Source organism: Spongiactinospora rosea, from assembly GCF_003315795.1.
GTDB lineage: Bacteria > Actinomycetota > Actinomycetes > Streptosporangiales > Streptosporangiaceae > Spongiactinospora > Spongiactinospora rosea.
This window is the reverse complement of record NZ_QMEY01000001.1, coordinates 582,107-604,944: the sequence shown is the minus strand read 5'-3', so window position 1 is coordinate 604,944 and position 22,838 is coordinate 582,107. Positions and strand designations below refer to the sequence as shown.

At 71.5% G+C, this 22,838-nt stretch carries 22 protein-coding genes; 7 read left to right on the top strand and 15 right to left on the bottom strand.

The window, feature by feature from the left end:
- Positions 1 to 101: 101 nt before the first annotated feature.
- The 4 genes from DP939_RS03145 to DP939_RS03135 all read right to left on the bottom strand — a co-directional run bounded on the left by DP939_RS03145 (position 102) and on the right by DP939_RS03135 (position 5,566).
- On the bottom strand, positions 102 to 1,109 hold the full coding sequence (locus tag DP939_RS03145; protein ID WP_158578444.1) for a methyltransferase domain-containing protein: 1,008 nt from the start codon (positions 1,107 to 1,109) through the stop codon (positions 102 to 104).
- Between the two features lie 149 nt (positions 1,110 to 1,258).
- Complete coding sequence (locus DP939_RS48600; RefSeq protein ID WP_263972289.1) at positions 1,259 to 1,384, bottom strand: hypothetical protein; 126 nt, start codon at positions 1,382 to 1,384, stop codon at positions 1,259 to 1,261.
- 538 nt (positions 1,385 to 1,922) lie between these two features.
- On the bottom strand, positions 1,923 to 2,507 hold the full coding sequence (locus tag DP939_RS03140; protein ID WP_147267850.1) for a hypothetical protein: 585 nt from the start codon (positions 2,505 to 2,507) through the stop codon (positions 1,923 to 1,925).
- A 1,376-nt stretch (positions 2,508 to 3,883) separates the two neighbouring features.
- Positions 3,884 to 5,566, bottom strand: coding sequence for a putative quinol monooxygenase (locus DP939_RS03135; protein ID WP_113978646.1), 1,683 nt, complete (start codon positions 5,564 to 5,566; stop codon positions 3,884 to 3,886).
- Between the two features lie 398 nt (positions 5,567 to 5,964).
- Here DP939_RS03135 and DP939_RS03130 point away from each other — a divergent pair, with 398 nt between their 5' ends.
- From DP939_RS03130 to DP939_RS03120, 3 genes are all read left to right on the top strand, one after another.
- Positions 5,965 to 6,528, top strand: coding sequence for a sigma-70 family RNA polymerase sigma factor (locus DP939_RS03130; RefSeq protein WP_225878014.1), 564 nt, complete (start codon positions 5,965 to 5,967; stop codon positions 6,526 to 6,528).
- A 127-nt stretch (positions 6,529 to 6,655) separates the two neighbouring features.
- A complete protein-coding gene (locus DP939_RS03125) occupies positions 6,656 to 7,447 on the top strand; it encodes a DUF5667 domain-containing protein (RefSeq protein WP_147267849.1) in 792 nt (263 codons plus the stop codon).
- Positions 7,448 to 7,606: 159 nt separating this feature from the next.
- On the top strand, positions 7,607 to 8,470 hold the full coding sequence (locus DP939_RS03120) for an HAD family hydrolase (protein ID WP_113978637.1): 864 nt from the start codon (positions 7,607 to 7,609) through the stop codon (positions 8,468 to 8,470).
- Between the two features lie 37 nt (positions 8,471 to 8,507).
- Here DP939_RS03120 and DP939_RS03115 read toward each other — a convergent pair whose 3' ends face one another.
- From DP939_RS03115 to DP939_RS03090, 6 genes are all read right to left on the bottom strand, one after another.
- Positions 8,508 to 9,419 carry a lysophospholipid acyltransferase family protein gene (locus DP939_RS03115; RefSeq protein WP_113978634.1) on the bottom strand — a complete coding sequence of 304 codons (912 nt, stop codon included), beginning with the start codon at positions 9,417 to 9,419 and terminating at the stop codon, positions 8,508 to 8,510.
- Complete coding sequence (locus tag DP939_RS03110) at positions 9,416 to 10,447, bottom strand: NAD-dependent epimerase/dehydratase family protein (RefSeq protein WP_113978631.1); 1,032 nt, start codon at positions 10,445 to 10,447, stop codon at positions 9,416 to 9,418. Before DP939_RS03110 ends, DP939_RS03115 begins: the two co-directional genes overlap by 4 nt.
- Positions 10,448 to 10,468: 21 nt before the next feature.
- Positions 10,469 to 10,567: a 30S ribosomal protein bS22 gene (locus DP939_RS03105; protein WP_018654693.1), complete on the bottom strand. Its 99-nt coding sequence runs from the start codon at positions 10,565 to 10,567 to the stop codon at positions 10,469 to 10,471.
- Positions 10,568 to 10,749: 182 nt separating this feature from the next.
- Positions 10,750 to 10,953, bottom strand: coding sequence for a helix-turn-helix domain-containing protein (locus DP939_RS03100; RefSeq protein WP_012887307.1), 204 nt, complete (start codon positions 10,951 to 10,953; stop codon positions 10,750 to 10,752).
- A 321-nt stretch (positions 10,954 to 11,274) separates the two neighbouring features.
- Positions 11,275 to 12,063: a phosphatase gene (locus tag DP939_RS03095; protein WP_199564951.1), complete on the bottom strand. Its 789-nt coding sequence runs from the start codon at positions 12,061 to 12,063 to the stop codon at positions 11,275 to 11,277.
- A gap of 15 nt (positions 12,064 to 12,078) precedes the next feature.
- A complete protein-coding gene (locus DP939_RS03090; RefSeq protein WP_113978625.1) occupies positions 12,079 to 13,251 on the bottom strand; it encodes an acetoin utilization protein AcuC in 1,173 nt (390 codons plus the stop codon).
- A gap of 130 nt (positions 13,252 to 13,381) precedes the next feature.
- On the opposite strand from DP939_RS03090, the gene DP939_RS03085 reads away from it, so the two are divergent.
- From DP939_RS03085 to DP939_RS03070, 4 genes are all read left to right on the top strand, one after another.
- Complete coding sequence (locus DP939_RS03085; protein WP_113978623.1) at positions 13,382 to 14,587, top strand: sensor histidine kinase; 1,206 nt, start codon at positions 13,382 to 13,384, stop codon at positions 14,585 to 14,587.
- Complete coding sequence (locus tag DP939_RS03080) at positions 14,562 to 15,224, top strand: response regulator (RefSeq protein WP_199564907.1); 663 nt, start codon at positions 14,562 to 14,564, stop codon at positions 15,222 to 15,224. The genes DP939_RS03085 and DP939_RS03080 overlap by 26 nt, the downstream gene beginning before the upstream one ends.
- Before the next feature lie 106 nt (positions 15,225 to 15,330).
- On the top strand, positions 15,331 to 16,230 hold the full coding sequence (locus DP939_RS03075) for an ABC transporter ATP-binding protein (RefSeq protein ID WP_113978618.1): 900 nt from the start codon (positions 15,331 to 15,333) through the stop codon (positions 16,228 to 16,230).
- Positions 16,227 to 16,970, top strand: a complete 744-nt coding sequence (locus DP939_RS03070; protein WP_113978615.1) for an ABC transporter permease subunit — start codon at positions 16,227 to 16,229, stop codon at positions 16,968 to 16,970. The genes DP939_RS03075 and DP939_RS03070 overlap by 4 nt, the downstream gene beginning before the upstream one ends.
- A gap of 7 nt (positions 16,971 to 16,977) precedes the next feature.
- On the opposite strand, the gene DP939_RS03065 is transcribed toward DP939_RS03070, so the two are convergent.
- The 5 genes from DP939_RS03065 to proC all read right to left on the bottom strand — a co-directional run bounded on the left by DP939_RS03065 (position 16,978) and on the right by proC (position 22,824).
- Positions 16,978 to 18,591, bottom strand: a complete 1,614-nt coding sequence (locus DP939_RS03065; RefSeq protein WP_113978613.1) for a helix-turn-helix domain-containing protein — start codon at positions 18,589 to 18,591, stop codon at positions 16,978 to 16,980.
- A 120-nt stretch (positions 18,592 to 18,711) separates the two neighbouring features.
- Entirely contained in the window at positions 18,712 to 19,896 is a 1,185-nt protein-coding gene (locus tag DP939_RS03060) for an ABC transporter permease (RefSeq protein ID WP_113978606.1), read from the bottom strand.
- Positions 19,893 to 20,582: an ABC transporter ATP-binding protein gene (locus DP939_RS03055; protein WP_113978603.1), complete on the bottom strand. Its 690-nt coding sequence runs from the start codon at positions 20,580 to 20,582 to the stop codon at positions 19,893 to 19,895. The genes DP939_RS03060 and DP939_RS03055 overlap by 4 nt, the downstream gene beginning before the upstream one ends.
- The gene (locus DP939_RS03050) at positions 20,579 to 21,970 is read right to left on the bottom strand and encodes an efflux RND transporter periplasmic adaptor subunit (protein WP_113978601.1); all 1,392 of its coding nucleotides are present in this window, start codon (positions 21,968 to 21,970) and stop codon (positions 20,579 to 20,581) included. Before DP939_RS03050 ends, DP939_RS03055 begins: the two co-directional genes overlap by 4 nt.
- 59 nt (positions 21,971 to 22,029) lie before the next feature.
- On the bottom strand, positions 22,030 to 22,824 hold the full coding sequence (gene proC / locus DP939_RS03045; RefSeq protein WP_113978598.1) for a pyrroline-5-carboxylate reductase: 795 nt from the start codon (positions 22,822 to 22,824) through the stop codon (positions 22,030 to 22,032).
- Positions 22,825 to 22,838: the final 14 nt, after the last annotated feature.

Here is a 22,838-nt window from a genome sequence, read left to right as displayed (position 1 = left end):
CCGTTGGTCTTCCGGCCGCCGCGCGCATACGGAGGGAGTGCGGGCGGGTCGGCGCTACCGTTCGTAGCCGGCACCTTGCCGGCGGCTTAAGTTTCTGGTCGCTATCCGATCGGCTGCTGAGGTGTGTCCAGCCACACCTGTTGCCCGTCCGGGGTGACGGTCATCCCGAACCGGTCGCGGCGGGGCTCGCCCCATGCCACCCACTGGAAGTAGGCGTCGGTGACCTCCTCCCACAGAGGGCGGTCGCCCGCTTGCCGCACGGTGTACTCGGCGCGGCCGGACCGCCAGGTGGCGACCGACCAGTTGCCGGTGGGCGGGTCGGTGACGACGACGCGGTGGGTGTCGCCCTCGGGGTAGGAGTAGCAGCCCAGGCCGGTGATGGCGGCCATGGCCAGCCTGGCTCCGGCGGGGGCGTCGGCGATGGCGCGGGGATCGATCGTCGTGGTGTGCTCGCTGCGCCGGTCATCGGCCGTGGTGGCGGGCCGCTGGGAGCGCATCATCATGTATGAGGCGAACCTGGGGAACCGGCCGTACGCGGTGCCGTCCGGGGTCACGGTGAGGCGCAGGGCGTGGTTCTCGCCGAAGTTCGGGCACCAGGGGGCGACGATGAGGCCGCCCGAGCGGGTCTGCTCGATCCAGGTGTACGGCACGCGGCGGATGCCGCAGGTCACATGCACCCGGTCGAATGGCGCGCGGGCGGGTGCGCCGTCCGCGCCGTCCCCGATGACCAGATGGGGCTGCACCCCCACGTCACCGAGGCTCTTGGCGGCCTGTTCACCGATCGCGGGGTCCACTTCGACGCTGGTGACGTTGTGCTCGCCGACGAGGTGGGACAGCAGGGCGGCGGTCCAGCCGGTGCCGGTGCCCACCTCCAGCACCCGGTGGCCGGGGGCTGCGTCCAGGAGTACGAGGAGGTCGGCGACGGTGGCGGGGGCGGAGTTGGAGGAAGTGTAGTCGGCGTCGGGCGGCAGACGCAGGGTCCCGTCGGCTGCGATCGTCTCGCGGATGGGGATCGCGCCGTCGGCGAGCTGAGTGACGATCGGCATGCCGGAGTAAACCGCGTCCCACCAGGTATCCGGAGCGGCGTCACGATCGATGGCCCTGGTCATGCGGTCCTCCCCCACCAAGGCCACCGGAGGGATGAACAAGTGGCGCGGCGCGGCGCGAAACGCCGCCCTGACGGGTTCAGGTATGTCACCGATCAGAGAGGTGATGCTGTTGATCATCTGCTCGATCCGCGCGAAGGCGCCGGGGTCGGTCACTTTTTGTCGCCGGGCTTGTCGGTGGGCTGCTGCGCGGGCAGCTGATCAGGGTTGTACGGCTGAGGCTCCGGGTCCTTGTCTCCGCTGTTGGGGTCTTCGTGCTTGCCCCACTCTGGACTCATGGCTGTGATCTCCTCGCCTCGGCCAACCGCCTAGCGTGACTGTACGGCTACCACACGGGGCGAGCAATGGCTTTCGCGTGAGAATGCCGCCCTCGGAGAAGCGGCATGGTGATACCCCGCTTTGGTTCAGCGAGAAGACTTGGGCGGCTTCCCCACCATCGCCTTTCATGAGGCGTGAACCGCATGGGTAACGGTGAGAAAGCAGCAAACGACGCAATGGTCTGGAATGGGCTGCTTTGGCCAGCGCTGGAACGGCGAGGCACCTGAACTCCCGCGAAAGGCCAGAAACGAGAGTCGAGTGGCGACGGCTGACGGCCGGAAGGTGGCTTGCGCAGGCTTTGAATGGTGGCTTATTACTCCAGTGACACTTCGCGATCCTGGATCGGATCTGCGCCGGCAAGCCGTGGCCAGGTGGCGTCGATGCCGGCGCAGAACGTCTGCGATGGAGGGGTGCCGGCGCTGATCGGCCACCCGGCCGGCGCAATGGCGGAATCGGCTTCTACAACGCTGCCGAACTCGACAAGAACTCCTGTCCGGATCATTCCCAAGAAATGTGGCCGCCGTCAGTGCCGATACGGACGGCGTCCGGAATCGCGAAAATGATCCGGCAGGCTTCGAATCGATTTGTTGCCGCATTCCACGCGAAGTTCCCGATGGACTGGGTGCAGGTCGGCAGGTACAGGATGTAGTTTGTAAAGACGGAGCCCGCAAAGCCGCCGCCTTCCAAATAGGCTTCGGGATACGGGATGTTGTATCCAGGGAACGCACTCTTGTGATCCTCACGGGTCAAGAAGGCGCGAATGAAGTACGCCCAGCGACCACCGCCCTCGGCTGACGGGAGAGTGCGTAACACGGTCATGTCGTCCGACGACGCCTTTTCCACGCCGGTCACAATAAGGCCCAGCAGCGACCTGCCCTCGTCTGTCCAGACGGTGACAAACGCCTTCTCACCGAACTTCAGCCGCGTACCCGCTGGTGTGGAGCCCGGCAACGACGGCGGCCGACCTGTCGCGGCGGGCGTCACCGGGGCGCTGAAAGCGGGCAGTTCAGGAGTGGCCGACCCGCAGCCGCTCGTCACGAGAGCCAGTGCCGCTGCTATAAGGGCTGCTCGAGTCCTGACCATGCCAAGGACACTAGTCTGAGCACTGATTCTGTTCTAGATCCGAACTGGATGGACAGCAACGAACCACGTAGGTGGCGAGCGGATCCGTCGGCGCCGTACGTGATTGACCTGGCGCCTACTGAACCCCGCGGATCTGTAGAGCAGAAACTCAGGAAAAGGCTGGATTGTGACACACACGCTGGCCGCTGCCATGTGACCTCAACGCCTCAAGATCGCGAAGCGTCACTGGAGTATGAGGCGAGGATCCAGCCTTTCGTCTGAGTCGTGGTCACCTCGCCGTTCCAGTACCGGCCAAGGCAGCCCTCGAATCACCGCGCCCGTTTGTCCACCACTCCGCCTGGCGCGATCCCGCCACGGGCTGGAGGGTGGCTTGCCGTATGGCAGCCCAGGACCGGAAACACACGGCACAAGGCCGGCACCGGCGTCGGGCGAGAAGCCCGACAGCAGAAAACGTCCGAGCGCAGCGAGGACCAAGCCTTTCGCCGTCACCAAGCGGAGGCCCGCGGAAACAGAAAACAGCGAGATGCTCTGCGAGCTGGCGCTGGGAGGGTGAGGTACCACGATTCGCACGAAAGGCCGGACACAAACGCCGACCGGTGACGGGTCAGGGGCTGGAGGGTGGCTTGCCGCACAGAAACTGGGGGCCGGAGCATACGGCACACGACCAGCGCCGACGTCGGGCGAGAAGCCCGGCACCGGGAAAACGTGCGAGCGCAGCGAGGGCCGAGCCTTTTCGTCTCCGCGAAGCGGAGGGCCGCCGAAGGCGGCAGGGAAACGGTGAGAGGCGGCGAAACGGCGGGATAGTTCGAGAAGGGCTGCTTTGGCCGGTGCCGGAACGGTGAGGTACCACGACTCACGCGAAAGGCCGGGAACAAGAGCCAACCCACGACCGCCGGTGGCTGGAAGGTGGCCTGCCGTACAGAAACTGAGGGCCGGAGCATACGGCACACGACCAGCGCCGACGTCGGGCGAGAAGCCCGGCACCGGGAAAACGACCGAGCGCAGCGAGGGCCGAGCTTTTTCGTCTCCGCGAAGCGGACTTGCCGCTGGAGGCGGTTGGGCAATGGCGAGAAGGCTGCGAACGGCGGGATTGTTTGGGATGGGCTGCTTTGGCCGGTGCCGGGACGGTGAGGTACCACGACTCACGCGAAAGGCCGGACACAAACGCCGACCGGCGACCGCCGGCGGCTGGAAGGTGGCTTGCCGTACGGGAACCCAGACCAGAGCGCACGCACCGCGAAAACGTCTGAGCGTGGCGAGGGACAGCCCTTTTGCCGCTGCAGGGCAGGTGGGGAGGGTGGGGCTTGTGGGGTGGGGCAGAGCGGCGCGAAAGCGCGGAAAGAAGTGACCCGGCTGGAAGGATAATGGGGAATGGGTCAGATGTACGCCGTTGGGAGGGGGACGACTTTGGCGGCGTTGACGGTGAGTTCGATGACGTTGGTAGCGAGGACGAGGGACTGGCGTTCCGTGACGAAGCGTTGGACGTGGGGTTGCCGCTGATGTTCGGCGAATGCGACCTCGTCCCGGTATAGCTCATACACGATTCGCTGGAGCGGTGCCGACTTCACCGCGTGGCAAGAGTAGACCAGCGTGTCAGGTTCGTTCTGCCGGACGCCGTCCACCGTGGCTTCGGCCAGGTGGTCGAAGGCGTCGCCCGAGCCGTCGATGAGCGTGAAAACGGTGAGCAGTCCATAAATGCTCGGCGAGGGCCTGCCGCCGCCTCCGCCGCCCGTGTTGGGGCCATTACCGGGCGTATCGGGGTATACCACCCCGGTTCCGGGCATGCTGTAGTCCTGTTGCTCGGCGCGGCGTGCCCGCCGCCCGCCGCCGCCCTCCATGCGGGCGTGGGTGCCCGTATCGGTGCCGCGCCTGCCCCGGCCGCCGCGCGGCGGCGACTCGAAGTCGCCGGTGACCCCGCCGCCGGGGCCGCCGAAGAAGCCTTCCCCGGCGGGCTCGTCGTAGGACGGGTCTCCGAACGGGGAGCCGCCCTCTTCGGCCCGCATGCGCGCCGCGTAGTCCACGTCCTGCTCGCCCGCGCGGTACTCCGCGACCAGATCGCCGAGCCCCGAACGCCGCCTCCCCTGCTGTGGCGGCGGTTGTGGTTGCGGCTGGGGCTGCGGTGGCCCGCCCTCCGGCATGCCGCCTTCCGCCGCGAAGCCCCGTCCATCCCGGCGACCCCGCTCCTCCATCCGGCCCTGCTCGGCGAACGCCTGGTCGGTGCGGGAGCGGGCGGGCTCGTGAGCCGGTTCGCGGATGGTCTCGCGTACCTGGTCACGGGCCTGGGCCCCGTGTTCGGCCACCGCGCGCCGCCGTCCCTGTTCCGGCCGCTTGACGGCTGCGGTCTCCTCCTCGTAGCCGTCCTCCTCCTCGTCCTCCTCCTCGTCGTCGTAGGGGGCGAGCGGGCGGATCAGCACGTACCAGGTCGCGGCGGCTCCCACCGTGAGGATCGCGGTGGTGAAAAGGCCCAGCGAGGAGAACCGCAGCACGACCACGAGCGCGATGCCGACCGGCGCGATGACCAGGACGGCGTGCATGTTGTCCGTGTCGTACTCGTCGCCGTCGCGCCAGCGCAGCCCGGCGACGATCATCGCGCCGACCATGATGGCGGCCGTGGCGGCGTGCGCGGCGGCGAGCAGCGAGGCCGGGAACAGGCTCCAGTGGGTGCTGCCCACCGGCAGGGACTCGCTGAACGCCCCGCCGTTGTTCACCGGGTCGACGAACATGATCACTGCGCTGACGAAGGTCAGCGCGCCGCCGAGCAGCCACGCGGCGAACTTCGGCGGGGTACGCCTGGCGAGGAGTTGCACCGCGCCGATGGCCAGCCACAGGGGGGCGATGAGGGAGCCGGTGATCTGGTAGAGCCGGAAGGTGGTGGCGCCGAATCCGAGCAGGTGCCCGGCCGCGACCACGCCGAGGGCCAGGCACAGCGCCGCGGTGGAGGCGGTCCAGGCGCCCAGCCAGCCGGCAGGCTCGTCGCGCAGCCGCCTGATCAGGGCGCCGGTGGCGATGGCGGCCAGGAGAGCACCGGCGAATCCGATTACGGCGACGACGTTTTCCATGGTGCCTCCAATGCTGCCGGACATTAGCCCCCAACCGGTAGCGGAAGCGGGGAGCGGCCGTGTCAGGTGCAACGGTCCACCAAGGTAGCCGCCGGGCGGCTCATCTCGCGACGCTCCCCCTCCGATGTTATGGCCCACCACATACCTACGATCTAGGGAGATCCGGAACCCACCAGGGCACCTCGCCGGATCGGCATGGTCAGGACCAAGCGGATTGTGAAATTTCCCGATCATTCCTAGAGTGTTCGAGCAGCCGACCCCTTCCCCCCAGGGATCGACCCCCTTCCCCCCAGGGATACCGGATGCCGAATACGTGGCCGTTCGCCGGGCTTTCCCCGCCCCCCAGGGCAGGGATGTCACAAAGCACACGGACGGGCGAGTTCGCAGTACGTCAGGATGTGGCGGCTCCCGGGGACGACGACCTCCGGGCCCTGGTTCTGCGTGCCAAGACCGGGGACGCGGATGCCTTCGGAACGCTCTATGACCGATACGTCGACCTCGTCTACCGCTACATCTACTTCCGCGTCGGCTCGCACCCTCTCGCCGAAGACCTCACCAGCGAGACGTTTCTGCGGGCACTTCGCCGTATCGCGAACTTCACCTGGCAGGGAAGAGACTTCGGCGCCTGGCTGGTGACGATCGCCCGCAATCTGGTCACCGACCATTTCAAATCGGGGCGTTACCGGATGGAGGTGTCCACGGCGGAAGTCCTCGACATCCCGTTGGACGGACCGCACATCCCGGAGAACGCGGTTGTCACGGCGATGGTCAACGAAAGGGTTCTGCGCGCCGTACGGGACCTCAAGCCGGAGCAGCAGGAGTGCGTGGTGCTGCGCTTCCTGCACGGCATGTCACTGGCGGAGACGGCGCTGGTGATGGGCAAGAAGAGCGGGGCGATCAAGGCCCTGCAGTTTCGCGCGATCCGCGCGCTGGCCCGCGCGCTGCGGGCCGATCTCGCCTGACAGAGCCGGCCGCTGCGCTGGGCGATCCCCGCAGGCGCTTTGGAAACGGAACGTAACCTGTCGTACCGGCCCATCGTTAGGCAAGTGACACCGATGGATCATCGCTCGGGGGCGGCAGGGAGCGTTCATGCGTAAGTGGCGACCCCGGTGGTGGCGCCCCGCCACCACCCGGCGTACCCAACACCGCCTGGCCGAACGATTGTCGAAGATCGGCATCCAGGAGGAGGCGGGTCCCCGCGCGGAGTTCCGCGCCAAGCTGCGGGAGGACCTGCTCACGACGTACGCCGACGACGCCGCCTGCCCGCTTCCCGAACCGGCGGAGACCATCGCGCCCACCACCGGTCAGGCGGACATCGTGCGCGGGCGTCCGCGCCGACCCAGGCGCCGCCGCCGGGCGGGCCGGGCGGGCGGCCGGTCCAGGGGGTATCGGCGAGTGGCGGTGCTCTCGCAGCTCGCGGTCGTCGGCGTGGCGTTCACGCTCACCGTGACCGGGCTGGTGGCCTACCGCGCGGTACCGGGCGACACGCTGTACCCGCTGAAGCGGGCGGTGGAGTCCACCATGGTCGGGCTGAGCACCGACGAGCGGGAACGGGCGCAGCGCAAGCTGCGGGCCGCCGAGGAACGGGCCGCGGAGGTCGCCAGCCTGCTCGGTACGCCCGGCCGGGTCGATCTGGTGAAGAAGACCATCCGGGACATGGACCGGGCCACCCGGTCGGCGGTGTGCGAGCTGGACAGGGTCCGGCGCGAGGAGGCCAAGGAGGAGCCGACGCTGCGCCGGTTCGCCGAGAAGCAGCACCGGGTGGTGGACCCGATGCTGCAGAGGATGGACGCGCAGACACAGCGCCAGGCGAGCGGCTACCTGGACTACATCGACGGCCTCGCCGCCCCCGAGACGACCTCCGCCACCACAGGCGACTGAACGTCCCTGAGCGGCGCTGAGGGGACGTTCAGCGCCCCAGAAGACACCCTCTCGGCCGACACGCCGGGACGGCCCGTATACGCGGTGGAATCGGCGTGTCATACGCCGCTAACGCGACGGACCGGTCATGGTCTCCCAGGACGGTTAAGCTGATGGATTATGAGGCGGCTACTACGACGGCGGCAGGAGCCCAGGATCGCGGGCGAGGTGGCCGCGGCCGCCGCCGTGAGCATGCCGGTCGCCGACCCCGACCTCACCGCGGCGGCGTTCTTCGACGTCGACAACACGATGATGCGCGGGGCCTCGATCTACCATTTCGCCCGCGGGCTGGCCGGTCGCGGCCTGTTCACCACCAAGGACCTGCTGCGCTTCGCGGTGGGCCAGGCGATCTTCCGGGTGCGCGGCAACGAGAACGCCGACCACATCACCGAGGCCAAGGAGACCGCGCTGGCGTTCGTCGCCGGGCTGAAGGTCGATGACGTGGTCCAGCTCGGCGAGGAGATCTACGACGAGGTCATGGCCGACCGCATCTGGGCGGGCACCAGGGCGCTCGCGCAGAGCCACCTCGACGCCGGGCAGCGGGTGTGGCTGGTCACCGCGACGCCGGTGGAGCTGGCCAGCGTGATCGCCCAGCGGCTCGGGCTGACCGGCGCGCTCGGCACGGTCGCCGAGACCGAGCACGGCGTCTACACCGGCAGGCTGGTCGGCGACCTGCTGCACGGGCCCGCCAAGGCCGAGGCGGTGCGCGCGCTGGCCCGCAAGGAGGGGCTCGACCTCACCCGCTGCTCCGCCTACAGCGACTCGGCCAACGACCTGCCGCTGCTCTCACTGGTCGGCAACGCCTCCGCGGTCAACCCGGACGGCGAGCTGCGCGAGCACGCCCGGCACCACGGGTGGACGATCCACGACTACCGCACGGGCCGCAAGGCCACCATGATCGGGCTGCCCATCGCCGCCGCGGCGGGCGCGCTCGCGGGCGGCGTGGCCGCCGCCATCGCGCTGCGCCGCCACTACCGCTCCTGAAGGCTCCCAAAGGCTCCTGAAGCCTTCTGAAGGCTGCTCAGAACAGCGGTGGGAAGGCCGGGCCGCGGCGCAGCCGCAGGTCGTCCAGGCGCTGCTGGACGATCTCGCGTACGTGGTCGGTGAAGTTGAACACCGTGGCCGGGTCGTCGGCCGCGTCAGGGTCGCACTCGTCGGTGCGTACCGGCTCCCCGAACTCGATCATCCACTTGGACGGCAGCGGGATCAGCCCCAGCGGCCCCAGCCACGGGAACAGCGGCGTGACCGGGAGGTACGGCAGGCCCAGCGCCCGCGCGAGGGTCCGCAGGTCGCCGATCTTGGGGTAGATCTCCTCCGCCCCCACGATCGCGCACGGAATGATCGGCACCCCGGCCCGGATGGCCGACGCCACGAACCCCCCGCGCCCGAACCGCTGGAGCTTGTAGCGGTCGTGGAACGGCTTGCCGACCCCCTTGAAGCCCTCGGGGAAGACCCCCACCAGCTCGCCCTTGCGCAGCAGCCGGTCGGCGTCCTCGCGGCAGGCGAGGGTGTGCCCGGTCTTGCGGGACAGGTGCCCGAGGACCGGAAGCTCATAGACGAGGTCGGCGCCGAGCAGCCGTACCGGGCGGTGCGCCTCGTCGTGCAGGGCGACCTGGAGCATCAGCGCGTCCAGCGGGACCGTGCCGGAGTGGTTGGCCACCACCAGCGCGCCGCCCTCGGCGGGGACGTTGCCCAGGCCCAGCGTCTCGACCCTGAACCAGTGCCGGTAGATCGGGCGCAGCAGCTCAAGCAGCACCTTGTCGGTCAGCTCGGGGTCGAACCCGAACTCGTCGATCTCGTACTCGCCCGCGAGCCGCCTGCGCACGAAGCCCAGGAACTCGCCCAGCCGGTCGTCATCGGGCGGAACGCCGTCCCGCCGCTCGCGAGCCGAATCGATGGGGATCACCGTCGCGTAGGACTCGTCGTGGCTCATCGGCCGAACTCCTCCTCGATCCTGCCGATCAGCCCGGCCAGCGGCCCGCCGCCCGCGGCGCGGCCGAGCGAGCGCAGGAAGTCGTCGAACGCCGCCGCCGTGGTGAACTTGGGCTTCCAGCCCAGCTCGTCGGCCAGGCGGGTGGTGTCCACCGCGCGGCCGTGGCACATCAGCCGGATCTGCTCGGGCGAGAAGTCGGCGAGGCCGACCCGCCCGGCCAGGTCGCCGAGCACGCCGAATGCGGGGGACGGCAGCGGCATCGTGGGCCGCCCGGCGCGGCGCACGCACTGCGACAGCAGCACCACGCCGTCTCCGGCCACGTTGAACGTGCCGGGGTGGTCGTCCACGGTGACCCGGCGCAGCACTTCGACGCCGTCGTCCTCGTGGACGAACTGCAGGCGGGGGTCGAATCCCAGCACGGTGGGCAGCACCGGCCGGCTGAAGTAGCGGGTGAGCGGAGAATCGACCCCCGGCCCCATGAAGTCGGCGAAGCGCAGCGTGGTGACGGTCACGTCGGGCCGCCGCCTGGCGAAGCCCCGCACGTAGCCCTCGACCTCCACCGCGTCCTTCGCGAATCCGTGACTGGGGGTCTCGGGAGGCTCCGCGTCCTCGGTGAAGACGGCGGGGTCGCGGGCGGAGGAGCCGTAGACCTCGGTGGTCGAGCGCACCACGACCCGGCGGATCAGCGGGGACCGCTGACAGGCGCCGAGGAGCTGCATGGTGCCGATCACGTTGTGTTCCTTCATGAGGGCCCTGGGGGCGCTCACCAGGTCAACGTGGACCACGGTGTCGATGTCGGCGGCCGCGATCACCTGTGCGATGTCGGGGCTGCGCAGATCGACCTTGACGAACTCGGTACGGCCGAGCGGTACGCCGCCGGGCGCCGGACCGCCGTCACGCGCCGGCGTCGGCGGTGGAACGGTGTCCACGCCGATCACCCGGGAGATCCCCGGGTCGGCCGCGAGAACGCTCGCCACTCGGGCGCCGATATGCCTGGCGACCCCGGTGACGAGCACGGTACGGGTCATCGGCGCCTCGCAGGTCCGCTGCTACTTCTTGTTACGCCGCTGGATACGGGTCTTCTTGAGCAGCTTGCGGTGCTTCTTCTTGGCCATGCGCTTACGGCGCTTCTTGATGACAGAGCCCACGGGACCCCCAGGTCTTGGTAGATGCCGATCCGGTGTGCTGAGCAGCACACCGAGTCAACAGCCTACCGGCGATCCACGGTAGATCGCCCCTGGGGGAGCCCCGGGAGACTGCACTCGCGGCGTGTCCGCGCTCGCCGGAGCACGCCGCTACTCCATGAGAGGCCGGGCGCCGCCCGGCCGTCTCAGCCCGCCTCGATGTAGGCGTCTCTCAGATAATCGTGAACCGCCTGCTCAGGGACTCGGAAAGAGCGGCCGACCCGGATGGCCGGCAGCTCGCCCGAGTGTACGAGCCGGTACACAGTCATCTTGGACACCCGCATGACGGTGGCCACCTCCGCCACCGTCAGGAACTTCACCTCGCTGAGAGGTCTTTCACCTGCACCCATCGGACGCCTCTTCCGCACGTGTATCCGGGTTATCCCCACTGGTGCCATTGCTCACGCACGTGTACTGCCGTCAGCGTAAGGCGGGACTCGGAGAGCGCAAACCCCCCAGTCCATCAGTGATCGAAGCCCTCTGTCAGTCGAATCGCAGAAAACGCAGGCCAGCGGGCTGGCCGCACCCTCGCTGTGCTCGTGGAACGGAACAACTGTCTACCCATAAGAGTCGCCCACGATCATGAAAAAGTTGGCAAACGAGACCCGCGCGACCCGGAATGCAGGCGCGAAAAACTGGTATAAGGAGGGCCGAATCCACTCCAACGGGACTCAGAGGGCCTGCGTGACCCTTGAGATGAGATATGCCGTAAGGGGCCGGTAGTACCTCGGAAGGACGTTGTCGTCGAGCGGCACGGCCACCGCGATCTTGCCCTCCGCCTCGCCCAGGAACAGCGCCGGGTCGTTGCAGTCGGCGAACCCGACGGTCAGATGGCCCGCCTCACCGGCCGCGCCCGCCCAGCCGTGGTCGGCGATCACCAGGTCGGGCCGCTCGCCGTTCAGCCTGCCGAGCATCGCCTCCATCGGCGCGGGGTCGTGGGTGTGGACGAACCCGCCGTGGTCGTCCAGCATGGCCACGCCGTCCAGGTAGCGGACCCGCCGGGTGCGGCCGTGGTACGGGGGCGAGTAGGCCCAGCCCTCACCGGGGGTGAGCAGCTTGGCGCCGTGCCGTACGGCGAACCGGGCCAGCGACAGGTGGACCGTGAGCAGCCCGGTCGGGTGCCCGGTGGCGAACAGCAACCGAGGGCGTCCGCCCGCCAGCGCGGCGCCGATCCGCGCGCCCATCTCGTCCAGGGCCTCGATGGTGCGGTCGGGGTCGATGGTGTCCTGGCCGGTGCGGTGCGCCGGGTCCGGGCTCACCCCGGCCGACTTGGCCATCAGCGCCAGCACGTCGCGGTAGCTCCACGGCTGGGCGAAGGTCAGGCCGAGGTGGTAGTAGGGATCGCGCTCGGCCAGCGACCTGTAGTGGTCCAGGTTGTTCTCGCGGCTGGTGGCGACGTCGCCCGCGATCCTGGTGGCGATCAGATGGTCACGAAGCTCGGACCGGCTCGGGGGTGTCAGCTCGTCCACGGGCACTCACAGCAGCACGTCAAGGCCGTGTGCGGGGAACACGGCGTTCCGGGCCGCGACAATGGCCCGGTCAACAGGGTCTCCTGGATCATAACCGTCGGAGAAGTCGCGAAATTCCGGATTACGGCCATCCGTCATGGTCAGCGGGGGCAGCTCGCCGGTACGTTCGGCGGCCAGTTCGCGCCACGCCTGCGGCGTCGCGGTGTCCGGTGCCAGCGGGTGGCCGGACGCCTCGGCGATCAGGTGCGTCCAGGCCCGCGGCACCACCTGGACCAGCTCGTATCCGCCGCCGCCGGTGGCGACCCACCGGCCGCCCGCCGTCTCGTGGGCCAGCCGGTGCAGCGCCTGATAGGCGGCCCGCTGGCCGTCCAGGCTGAGCGTCAGGTGGGCCAGCGGGTCGAGCGCGTGGCCGTCGCAGCCGTGCTGTGTGACAAGGATCTCCGGCCGGAACTCCGCGAGCAGCGGCGGCACCACCGCGTGGAAGGCGCGCAGCCAGCCAGTGTCGCCGCACCCCGCGGGCAGCGGGACGTTGACGGCGGTGCCCTCCGCCTCCCCCGCCCCGGTCTCCTGCGGGAAGCCGGTGCCGGGGAAGAGCGTGCGCGGGCTCTCGTGCAGGCTGATCGTCAGCACCCGGGGGTCGTCGTAGAACATCGCCTGCACACCGTCGCCGTGGTGGACGTCGACGTCCACGTACGCGATCCGGGTCGCGCCCTGGGCGAGCATCCAGGCGATGGCCAGGGCCGGGTCGTTGTAGACGCAGAAGCCGCTGGCGGTTGCGGGCATCGCGTGGTGCAGGCCGCCGGCCACGTTGAGCGCGTGCTCGGCCGCGCCGGTCCACACCGCGCGGGCCGCGGCCAGGCTCGCCCCGGCGATCAGCGCCGACGCCTCGTGCACCCCGGCGAAGGCCGGGTTGTCGCTGGTGCCGAGCCCCGCCGCCAGGTCGGGACGCCCGTGCCTGGAGACCCGCCGGACGGCCGCGATGTAGTCGCGGGAGTGGACCAGCGCCAGCTCGTCATCGGTGGCGGGCGCGCATCCGGCCTGCTCGACGTTGGCCAGGACGCCCAGCTCGCGGGCCAGCGCCATGGTCAGCTCGACGCGCACGGGGGCCAGCGGATGGCCGGGCCCGAAGTTGTAGGAAGTGAGCGCGTCGTCCCAGACGACCCGCACTGACCTGCTCATTCGCGTTGCTCCGCTCGACGGCTCCGGCGTCGGCGGCCCGGCGCGTACGGCTGAGCCGCGCGGGTCCCGCCCTCTGGCCCGACGGTATCGCACACGCCCGCGCCCACCGCGCGTGCCGTACCGTCGAACCATGCGAATCCCGGGCGTACGGCGTATTCGGCGTATCCTGCGCAACCCGCGCGTCCAGGACTGGCTGCTGGCCCTCGTCGTGGCCCTGCCCGGCCTCTACGGGCTGCCCGCGAGCTTCATCCTGCGGATCGACTCGCCCGCCGTACGGGCCGACGCCCTGGCCATGATCCTCGGCGCGCTCGCCCTCCTCGCCCGGCGGACCAGACCCCTCCTGGTCGCTCTCGTCACCGTCGTCCTCGACATCGCATCGGCCCTGTTCACCCCGTTCAGCGTGGCCGAACCGGCCTCGTTGGTCGCCTTCTACACCCTCGGCCGGTACACCTCCGCCCGGCTCGCCTGGCTCACCGCCCTGGCCACCGCGGTCGCCGAGGGCGTCGCCATGTGGGCCACCAGGGGCAGCGCCAACCAGGTGGGCAACGGGATCATGCTGCTGCTCGCGGTCGGGGTGGGGCACTTCTTCCGGCTCAGGTACGAGCTGCGCGAGCGCCGCGAGTCGCACGCGGCGGAGAACGCGGTCCGCGCCGAGCGGCGGCGCATCGCCAGGGAGTTGCACGACGTCGTGGCCCACCACATCAGCGTGATCAACGTGCTGGTCGGCGCGGGCCGCACCACCATGGCCACCGACCCCGCGCGGGCCCAGGAGGTGCTGGTCACCGCCGAGCGCACGGCCCGCGAGGCGATGTCGGAGATGCGCGAGCTGCTGCACGTCCTGCGCGCAGAGGACGACAAGGAGCCCGAGGACCACTCCGGCGTGGGCGCGGCCGAGGTCGCCACGCTGGTCGAGCAGGCCCGCACGGCCGGGCTCCCCGCCGCGCTCATGATCGAGGGCGAGCCCGCGCCGCTGCCCGCCGCCGTGGACCACGCGGTCTACCGGATCGTCCAGGAGTCGCTGACCAACACCCGCAAGCACGCCCCCGGGGCCCGCGCGAGCGTCCGCCTGGCCTACGAGGAGGAGGCGGTCGTCGTGGAGATCCTTGACGACGGCACGAACTGGACGCCTGGCGGCAGGGACGCCACCGGCGCGGGCTACGGCCTGAGCGGCATGGCCGAGCGGGTCGCGCTGTGCGGGGGGCAGTTGCAGACCGGCCGCCGCACGCATGGAGGATTTCGGGTACACGCCCGCATGCCGGTGCCCGGCCGCGCGGCCCGCCCCGCCCCGACCCCCGAACGGAGACCGAGCGTTGATCAACGTGCTGCTCGCGGATGACCAGGCCCTCGTCCGGACCGGATTCGGCATGATCGTCGGCGCGCAGCCGGACATGGCGGTGGCCGGGGAGGCGGCCGACGGCCAGGAGGCGGTACGGCTGAGCGGCGCGCTGCGCCCGGACGTGGTGCTCATGGACGTCCACATGCCGGGCATGGACGGCGTGGCCGCCACCGAGCGCATCGTCACCGAGCATCCGGAGGTCCGGGTGCTCGCGCTCAGCACGTTCGACCTGGACGAGTACGTCGTCGCGATGCTCCGCGCCGGGGCGTCCGGGTTCCTGCCCAAGGACATCTCCCCCGAGGAACTGGTGGAGGGCGTCCGGATCGTGCACCGGGGCGAGTCGGCGGTCGCGCCCCGGCTGCTGACCCGGCTGATCGGCACGTTCGTCCGCGCCGCGCGCCCGCGCGCCACCCCCCGGGACGGCCTGCTCGGCACGCTCACCGAACGCGAGCGCGAGGTCCTGACGCTGATCGGCAGCGGCCGGTCCAACACCGAGATCGCCGCCGATCTGCGGCTCTCCCCCTCCACCGTGAAGAACCACGTGACCAGCCTGTTCGCCAAGGTCGGAGTGCGCGACCGGGCCCAGGCCGTGATCGTCGCCTACGAGACGGGCCTGGTACGCCCCGCCGGCGCCTGACTAGGACCCTGCTCCCACTCCGGGCCCGCTGATCGCCCCCGGCTCCCAGCCGCGGACCGTGCCCGCGGACGACGATTTCCGGGCGTTCCGCGGCGACGCTTGACCCATGATTTCCGCAGACCACCTCACCAAGAGGTACGGTTCCACGCTCGCCGTGGACGGGCTGTCCTTCACCGTGGAAAGCGGCCGGGTGACCGGATTCCTCGGCCCGAACGGCGCTGGAAAATCCACCACCATGCGCATGATGCTGGGGCTGGACCGCCCGACCGGCGGCACGGCCCGCATCGACGGCGTCCCGTACGCCGAGCTGCGCCACCCGCTGCGCAAGGTGGGCGCGCTCCTGGACGCCAAGGCCGTGCACGGCGGCCGTACCGCGCGCGACCACCTGCTCCAGCTCGCCCACAGCAACGGCCTGCCCGCCTCCCGGGTCGGCGAGGTGCTGGAGAAGGTCGGGCTCACCGGGGTGGCCAGGCGGCGCGTGGGCGGCTTCTCGCTCGGCATGGCGCAGCGGCTCGGCATCGCCGGGGCCCTGCTCGGCGACCCCGAGATCCTGATCTTCGACGAGCCGGTGAACGGGCTCGACCCCGAGGGCATCCTGTGGATCCGCACGCTGATGCGCGGGCTGGCCGCCGAAGGGCGCACGGTGTTCGTCTCCAGCCACCTGATGAGCGAGATGGCCCAGACCGCCGACCACCTGATCGTGATCGGCAGGGGCAGGCTGATCGCCGACACCACGGTGTCGGAGTTCATCTCGCGCAGCGCGCAGCGGTACGTCCGGGTCCGCTCCCCGCAGTTGCGCGGCCTGGCCGCCCTGCTGAACGGCGCGGCCACCGGCCTTTCCGGCGACCACCTGCGGGTGCCCGGCAAGACGACCGAGGAGGTCGGCGAGGCCGCCGCGGCGGCGGGCATCCCCCTGCACGAACTGACCATGGTCGAACCCAGCCTGGAGGCCGCCTACATGGAACTGACCCAGGACAGCGCGGAGTACACGGCGGTGGCGTCATGATCGACGCGCTGCGCTCGGAATGGACCAAGCTCCGCTCGGTGCGCTCGACCACGTGGTCGATGCTCACCGTCGTGCTGATGATGGTCGGCTTCTCCATCCTGATGAGCAAGGTCGCGCTCGCCACGCTCGACGAGCGGCCGCTGGGCGATCCCGCGGCGCTCAGCATGGCCGGGGTCCAGCTCGCGAGCATCGTGGTCGCGGCGCTCGGCGTGCTGGCGATCAGCGCGGAGTACCGGACGGGGATGATCCGCACGAGCCTGCTCGCGGTGCCGCGGCGGGGCCGGATGCTGGCCGCCAAGGTCATCGTGTTCGCCCTCGCGGTGGGGGGCGCGATGCTGGTGACGTCGCTGGTGTCGTTCTTCGCCGGGCAGCTCGTCCTGGGTGAGCACGGCGTCGCCCTGACCGAGGGCGACAGCCTGCGGATCGTGGCCGGCGCCGCCCTCTACGTCACCGCCTCCGGGTTGTTCGGGCTGGGCCTCGGCACCATCATCCGGCACACCGCGGGCGGCATCGTGGCCATCGTCGTCCTGCTGCTGGTCCTGCCGCAGCTCGCCACCATGCTGCCCGGCGAGACCGGTGCGCAGGTGGTGAAGTACATCACCAGCACCGCCGGGGCGCGGATCATGTCGCCGCAGGTCGACGGCCTACTCCCGCCCTGGACCGGCTTCGGCGTCTACTGCCTGTGGGTGGCGGTGGCCATGGTCCTGGCGCTGGTGCTGCTGCGGCGCAGGGACGCCTGAGTTGCGGCTACAGCAGTCCGGCCCGCGAGGCGTGGGCGACCGCGGCCTTGCGGGTGGGCTCGTCCAGGCGGGACAGGATGTTGGCCAGGTGCCGCTTGACGGTGTGCTCGCTCAGCGCCAGGCGGGCGGCGATGTCCCGGTTGGTGAGGCCCAGCGCGACCAAGGCCAGGATCTCCCGCTGGCGCGCGGTCAGGCCGGGTTCGGGTCTTCGGTGCGCCCTGGCCAGCAGGCGGGCGGCGCGGCGGGCGTCGGCGGGGGCGCCCAGGCGTACGAAGGTCTCCCGGGCGGTGGCCGCCTCGCCGGCCGCGGCCCGGGGGCGGTCCCTGGCCAGCAGGGCCGCCGCCAGGTCGAGCCGGGCGCGGGCGGCGTTGTAGGCGTCACCGGCCCGCTCGAACAGCGCGGCGGCGTCCTGGAGGCCGCGGGCGGGGTCCTCGGCCGCGGTGGTGTGCAGGGCCGCGAGGGCGTTCGCCCAGGCCGCGGCGGCCCGTACCGCGTCGGTGCCGACCGTGCCGGCCAGGCCGGAAAGCTCCCGGGCGGCCTCGCGGACCCGGCCCGCGCCCGCGGCGGGCCCGAGCGCCGTGGCCGCGCGGACGAGCAGTTCCAGGGCCCGGCAGCGCTCCAGGCTCGCGTCCGGGGGCAGCGCGCCGAGCAGCGGTACGGCCAGGTCGAGCGCGCCGGCCGGGTCGCCCGCGTCGAGCCGGAGTTCGGCCAGGCCCAGCCGCCCGTCGGGTGTGGCGCCCGCGCGGCCGAACAGCTCGGCCGCCTCCTCCCTGCGCCCCTGGCGGCGGCGCAGCTCGCCGAGCTGGGCGACGGCCTCGGCCGCGTGCTGCGGCCGCAGGCCGGACAGTGCGTGTACCGCCCCGGTCAGCTCCGCCTCCGCCTCCGCCCACCGGCCCCGCCACAGCAGGGCGGTGCCGTAGTGCGTACGGCAGAGCGCGAACGGCGCGCCCAGGTCCATCCGGCGGCAGAACGCCATCACCCGCCCCGACCACTCCTCGGCCCGCCCCCAGTCGCGCGCCTGGACGCAGCTCTGCAGCAGGTAGCAGCCCGGCATCCAGACCGACCCGGCCTCGGTCTCCCCCGCGAGGGCGGCTCCGGCCGCCTCGTCCAGCAGCCGCATGCCCTCCCCGACCTCGCCGCGATCGACGCGCGCGACGCCGGACAGCGCCATCCCCTGCACCGCGAGGTCTGAGGACCCGAGCCCCCTGGCCGCGGCCACCACCTCCTCGGCGCGCTTGATCGCGGTCTCGCCGTCGCCGCGCAGCCGCGCCGCCACCCCCTCGAACAGCGTGAGCAGCGCGCCCTCCTTCCCGGGCGGTACGCCCTGGAGCAGCCGCCTGCCGTGCCGGAACCAGCCCTGGGCCACGGCGTGCCTGCCCTGCAACTGGAGGGCGCCGTTGCCCAGCCAGGCCGCCGACCGCGCCGCCCCGCGTACGTCGCCCACCGCCCGGTAGGAGCGGTACGCCTGCTCGTACCCCTCGGCCACCTCCGCGTCGTCGTCCAGCCACCAGGCGGCCGCGGCGACCCCTTCGGCCGCCTGCGCGCGCTCGCGCTCCCCCACCGCCGCCTCAAGCGCCCCGGCGAACTCCCTCCGGGCCCGCCGCCAGGCTCCCTGGCTCAACCACGTGCGCCCTTGCCTCAGACGTTCCCAGACCATGGTCACCTGGCTCATACTTCCCGCGCCGCCCCGCCCCCTGCGGGCATCCGGAGGCCACATGAGGTCATCTGGCACCGCCCGGCGTCACTCCGCGCGCAGCGCGGCGACCGGGTCGAGCCGGGCCGCGCGCCGGGCCGGGGCCACGCCGAAGAAGACCCCGACGGCCACCGAGACGCCGAAGGCCAGCAGCACCGACCACAGCGTGATGGTCGCGGGGACGGGCGTGAGGGCGTCGATGAGCAGAGATCCGCCGACGCCCACCAGGATGCCCAGCACGCCGCCGATCGTGGTCAGCAGCACCGCCTCGATGAGGAACTGCGTGAGCACGTCGCGCTGCCTGGCCCCGAGGGCCTTGCGCAGGCCGATCTCGCGGGTCCGCTCACGGACGCTGACCAGCATGATATTGGACACCCCGACCCCGCCGACCAGGAGCGAGATGCCCGCGATGGCGGCCAGCACGCCGGTGAGCATGCCCAGCACGCTGCCGATGGTGCCGAGCAACTGGGTCTGGGTGACGGCGGAGAACCTCTCACCCGGGTGGCGTTCCTCCAGGGCGGCCACGACGCGGCGGCGCAGCGGCTCGATCTCGCCGGGGCCGGTCGCGCCGACGGCGATGCCGTTGATCCTCGCCAGGCCGAGCAGCCGCTGGGCGGTGGTGACCGGGATGTGGACCTCCTGGTCGCGGGCCACGCCGAAGGTGGCCCCCACGGTCTGGTAGACGCCGACCACCCGGAACCGGGCCCCGGAGATCGTCGCCTGCCGTCCGATCGGGTCGATGTCGCCGAACAGGCGGACGGCGACCTCCGAGCCGAGCACGGCGACCCGCCGCCGGGTGTCCACGTCCGTCTCGCTGAGGTAGCGGCCCTTGGCGAGCGGGCGGTCGAAGATGTTGGGGATGTTCTCGTCGGTGCCGGTGATCGTGACGAACGCCTCGTTGCGGCCGACCCGCATGGTCTCCCCCGAGGCGACCGAAACCGTGACGCGTGACGGGTCGCCGACGGCCCGCCGTACGTGGGCGGCGTCGGCCAGGCCGAGCCTGCTCTGCGTGGGCAGCGCGCCGACCCCGATCTGCCCGGGGACGACCAGGATGATGTTGCTGCCCAGCCCGGCGATCTCGCTCTCCACGGCGTCCTTGGCGCCGGTGCCGATGGCCACCAGCACGACCACGGCGAGCACGCCGACGATCACCCCGAACATGGTGAGCGCGCTGCGCAGCCGGTTGACCCGCAGGGCCTCGGTGGCCATCAGGAACGCCTGGCGGGCCCTCATCCGGCGTCCTGTTCGATGAGGCCGTCGCGGACGTGGATGCGCCTGCCCGCGCGGGCGGCGACCTCCGGCTCGTGGGTGACCAGCACCACGGCCACGCCCTGTTCGGCGTTGAGCCCGGCCAGGATGTCCATCACTTCGGCCCCGTTGCGGGTGTCGAGGTTGCCGGTGGGCTCGTCGGCGAGCACCACCTTGGGGTCGCCGACCAGGGCGCGGGCGATGGCCACCCGCTGCTGTTCGCCGCCGGACATCTGGGCGGGGCGGTGGGTCAGCCGGTGGCCGAGCCCGACCGCGGTCAGGGCGTCCCTGGCGCGGGTACGCCGCTCGGCCGCGCCGACGCCGCGATAGACCAGCGGCAGCGCCACGTTGTCCAGCGCGGAGGTGCGGGGCAGCAGGTGGAAGGACTGGAAGACGAATCCGATGGTCTTGTTGCGGAGTTCGGCGAGCCCGGCCTCGGAGAGCGTGGCGACGTCCACGCCGCCGACCCGCAGGGTGCCCGAGGTCGGCCGGTCGAGGCAGCCGAGCAGGTGCATCAGGGTGGACTTGCCCGAGCCCGAGGGGCCGATGATCGCGACGAACTCCCCCGACTCGATGCGCAGGTCCACCCCGCGCAGCGCATCGACGGCCACCCCGTCGGCCTGGTAGGAGCGGCGCAGGTCCTCGCCCTCGAAGGCGGGTGGCGCGGTCACGGGAGTTTTTGGCCCTGCCGTACGGCGTCGGCCCCCTTGACCACCACGCGCTCGCCCTCGCGCAGCCCGGTGAGGACCTCCACCAGGGCGTCGCCCTGCGCGCCCAGCCGTACGACGCGGCGTTCGGCCGCGCCGCCGCGCACCGCCCACACCACGCTGTCGCGCCCGCTGGTGACCACCGCGGAGGCCGGTACGGCCAGCGCGCCCGGCGACTCCCTGACGGTCAGCCGGGCCACCGCGCTCATGCCGGGCTTGGGCGCGGGCGCCTTCCTGCCGTCGTCGAACCGGCCCGGCCCGAGGGTGAGCCTGACCGGGTAGCTGACCCCTCCGGTGGTGCCCGCCATCGGCGTCACCCCGACCCCGGTGACCTTGGCCGTGTACGTGGCCCCGGGCACGGCGTCGAGTTCGATCCGGGCGGCGGTGCCGCGCTCGACGAGCAGGACGTCGGTCTCGTCCACATCGGCCGAGATGGTCAGTTCGGAGACATCGGTGACGGTCACGATGGCGTCGCCCGCCGCGACCGGTACGCCCGTGGCGACGGCCGGCCCGCCGCCGGACCCGCCCCCGTCCGGCGGGGCCTGCGTGGGCAGCCCGGCGGGAAGCCGGCCGAGCAGCCCGCCGAGCGCGTCCGTGGCCCCGCCGCCTCCGGACGAACGGCCGAGCGTCACCACCCCGTCGAACGGGGCCTTGATGGTGAGCCCCTTGACCACCGACTCGGCCGTCTTGACCGCCGCCTTCGCCTGGCTGCGCGAGGCCGCCTGGAGCGAGGCCATGGAGGAGGTGAGGCTGCCGAGCCCGGTGCTGAGCTGGCCGGTGAGCTGGGACAGCACGCCGTTGACCGAGCGGGTGAGGTCCTTGGTGATCGCGCCGAGCGCGGCCCGCTGGGCGCGGTGCCTGCGTTCGGCGAGGTCGATGGCGGCGATCAGGCGCTTGCGCGCGGTGGCGTCGCCGACCTTGCGGGCGGCGGACCTGGCTTGGGCGAAGTCGCTGCGCACCTTGCGGTCCAGGCCCGCGAAAGCGCGCCCGTCGAAGCCGCGCAGCGTCGGCGCGGCGAACGCCGGGCGGGGGGCCGAGGGCCTGGACGCGAGACGTTCGGCTTGCCTGGCCTGGGACAGCCGCCCGCGGGCCTCCGGCGAACTGATCTTGGCGAGCACGTCGCCCTTGGCGACGGTGTCGCCGTCACGGACGTGCAGTTTGGTCAGCGTGCCGGTGGCGGGGGCGCGCAGGGTGGCCGCGGCCCGCGCGCCGATGGTGGCGGGGGCCTCGACGACCTCGCTCACCGGGGCGCGCCGGGCGGTGCCGAGCTGGATGCCCGACGGCTCTTCCGCGGTGCAGCCGGCGAGGGCGAGCACGACGAGCAGCGGGGGAATGCCGCGACGGATCGTCACCCGATCAATGGTAGGGTTCGACCCCTTCGCCCCAGCAGGCCCCCTTCACCCGCTGGTATTCACCCGGCGGCGAGCTGGCCGCTGCGGTCGCGGGCGGCCTCGATGGCGGCCAGGAAGGCCGCGCGCACGCTGTGCCGCTCAAGCTCGGCGATGGCGGCGATGGTCGTGCCGCCGGGCGAGGTGACCGCCTCGCGCAGGATGACCGGGTGCTCGCCGGAGTCGCGCAGCATGATGGCCGCGCCGACGATCGACTGGGTGACCATGTCGAGCGCGGCGGCGCGCGGCATGCCGAGCAGGATGCCCGCGTCGACCATGGCCTCGACCAGGTAGAAGAAGTAGGCCGGGCCGCTGCCGGACAGCGCGGTCGCGGCGTCCTGCTGCGACTCGGGCACCCGCAGCACCTTGCCGACCGGCCGGAGCAGGTCTTCGGCCAGCTTCAGGTGCTCCTCACCGGCCCCGGCGCCCGCCGAGATGACGCTCATGGCCTCGTCCACCAGCACCGGCGTGTTGGACATCACCCGCACCACCGGGACGTCCTCGCCGAGCCTGGCCTCAACGAACGACGTCGTGATGCCCGCCGCGGCGGAGATCACCAGGCGGCCCGCGGGGACGTAGGGGGCGATCTCGTCCAGGAGGGTCGCCATGTCCTGGGGCTTGACGGCGAGGATGAGGGTGTCGGCGCGCTTGGCGGCCTCGGCGTTGGAGGCCACGCGTACGCCGTACTGCCGGACCAGCGCCTCGCCGCGCTCGGGGCGGCGGACGGTCGCCAGCAGCTCACCGGCCGGGACACCGGCGCGGACGAGGCCGGACAGCAGGGCCTCGCCCATCTTGCCCGCGCCGAGAATCGCGATCATGGTTCCACCTCGCT

What these genes read in the sequence shown, in the direction of transcription:
- DP939_RS03145 (WP_158578444.1), bottom strand. Translation starts at nt 1,109, where the DNA reads ATGACCAGGGCCATCGATCGTGACGCCGCTCCGGATACCTGGTGGGAC.
- DP939_RS48600 (WP_263972289.1), bottom strand. Translation starts at nt 1,384, where the DNA reads ATGAGTCCAGAGTGGGGCAAGCACGAAGACCCCAACAGCGGAGACAAG.
- DP939_RS03140 (WP_147267850.1), bottom strand. Translation starts at nt 2,507, where the DNA reads ATGGTCAGGACTCGAGCAGCCCTTATAGCAGCGGCACTGGCTCTCGTG.
- DP939_RS03135 (WP_113978646.1), bottom strand. Translation starts at nt 5,566, where the DNA reads ATGGAAAACGTCGTCGCCGTAATCGGATTCGCCGGTGCTCTCCTGGCC.
- DP939_RS03125 (WP_147267849.1), top strand. Translation starts at nt 6,656, where the DNA reads ATGCGTAAGTGGCGACCCCGGTGGTGGCGCCCCGCCACCACCCGGCGT.
- DP939_RS03120 (WP_113978637.1), top strand. Translation starts at nt 7,607, where the DNA reads ATGAGGCGGCTACTACGACGGCGGCAGGAGCCCAGGATCGCGGGCGAG.
- DP939_RS03115 (WP_113978634.1), bottom strand. Translation starts at nt 9,419, where the DNA reads ATGAGCCACGACGAGTCCTACGCGACGGTGATCCCCATCGATTCGGCT.
- DP939_RS03110 (WP_113978631.1), bottom strand. Translation starts at nt 10,447, where the DNA reads ATGACCCGTACCGTGCTCGTCACCGGGGTCGCCAGGCATATCGGCGCC.
- DP939_RS03100 (WP_012887307.1), bottom strand. Translation starts at nt 10,953, where the DNA reads ATGGGTGCAGGTGAAAGACCTCTCAGCGAGGTGAAGTTCCTGACGGTG.
- DP939_RS03090 (WP_113978625.1), bottom strand. Translation starts at nt 13,251, where the DNA reads ATGAGCAGGTCAGTGCGGGTCGTCTGGGACGACGCGCTCACTTCCTAC.
- DP939_RS03085 (WP_113978623.1), top strand. Translation starts at nt 13,382, where the DNA reads ATGCGAATCCCGGGCGTACGGCGTATTCGGCGTATCCTGCGCAACCCG.
- DP939_RS03075 (WP_113978618.1), top strand. Translation starts at nt 15,331, where the DNA reads ATGATTTCCGCAGACCACCTCACCAAGAGGTACGGTTCCACGCTCGCC.
- DP939_RS03070 (WP_113978615.1), top strand. Translation starts at nt 16,227, where the DNA reads ATGATCGACGCGCTGCGCTCGGAATGGACCAAGCTCCGCTCGGTGCGC.
- DP939_RS03060 (WP_113978606.1), bottom strand. Translation starts at nt 19,896, where the DNA reads ATGAGGGCCCGCCAGGCGTTCCTGATGGCCACCGAGGCCCTGCGGGTC.
- proC (WP_113978598.1), bottom strand. Translation starts at nt 22,824, where the DNA reads ATGATCGCGATTCTCGGCGCGGGCAAGATGGGCGAGGCCCTGCTGTCC.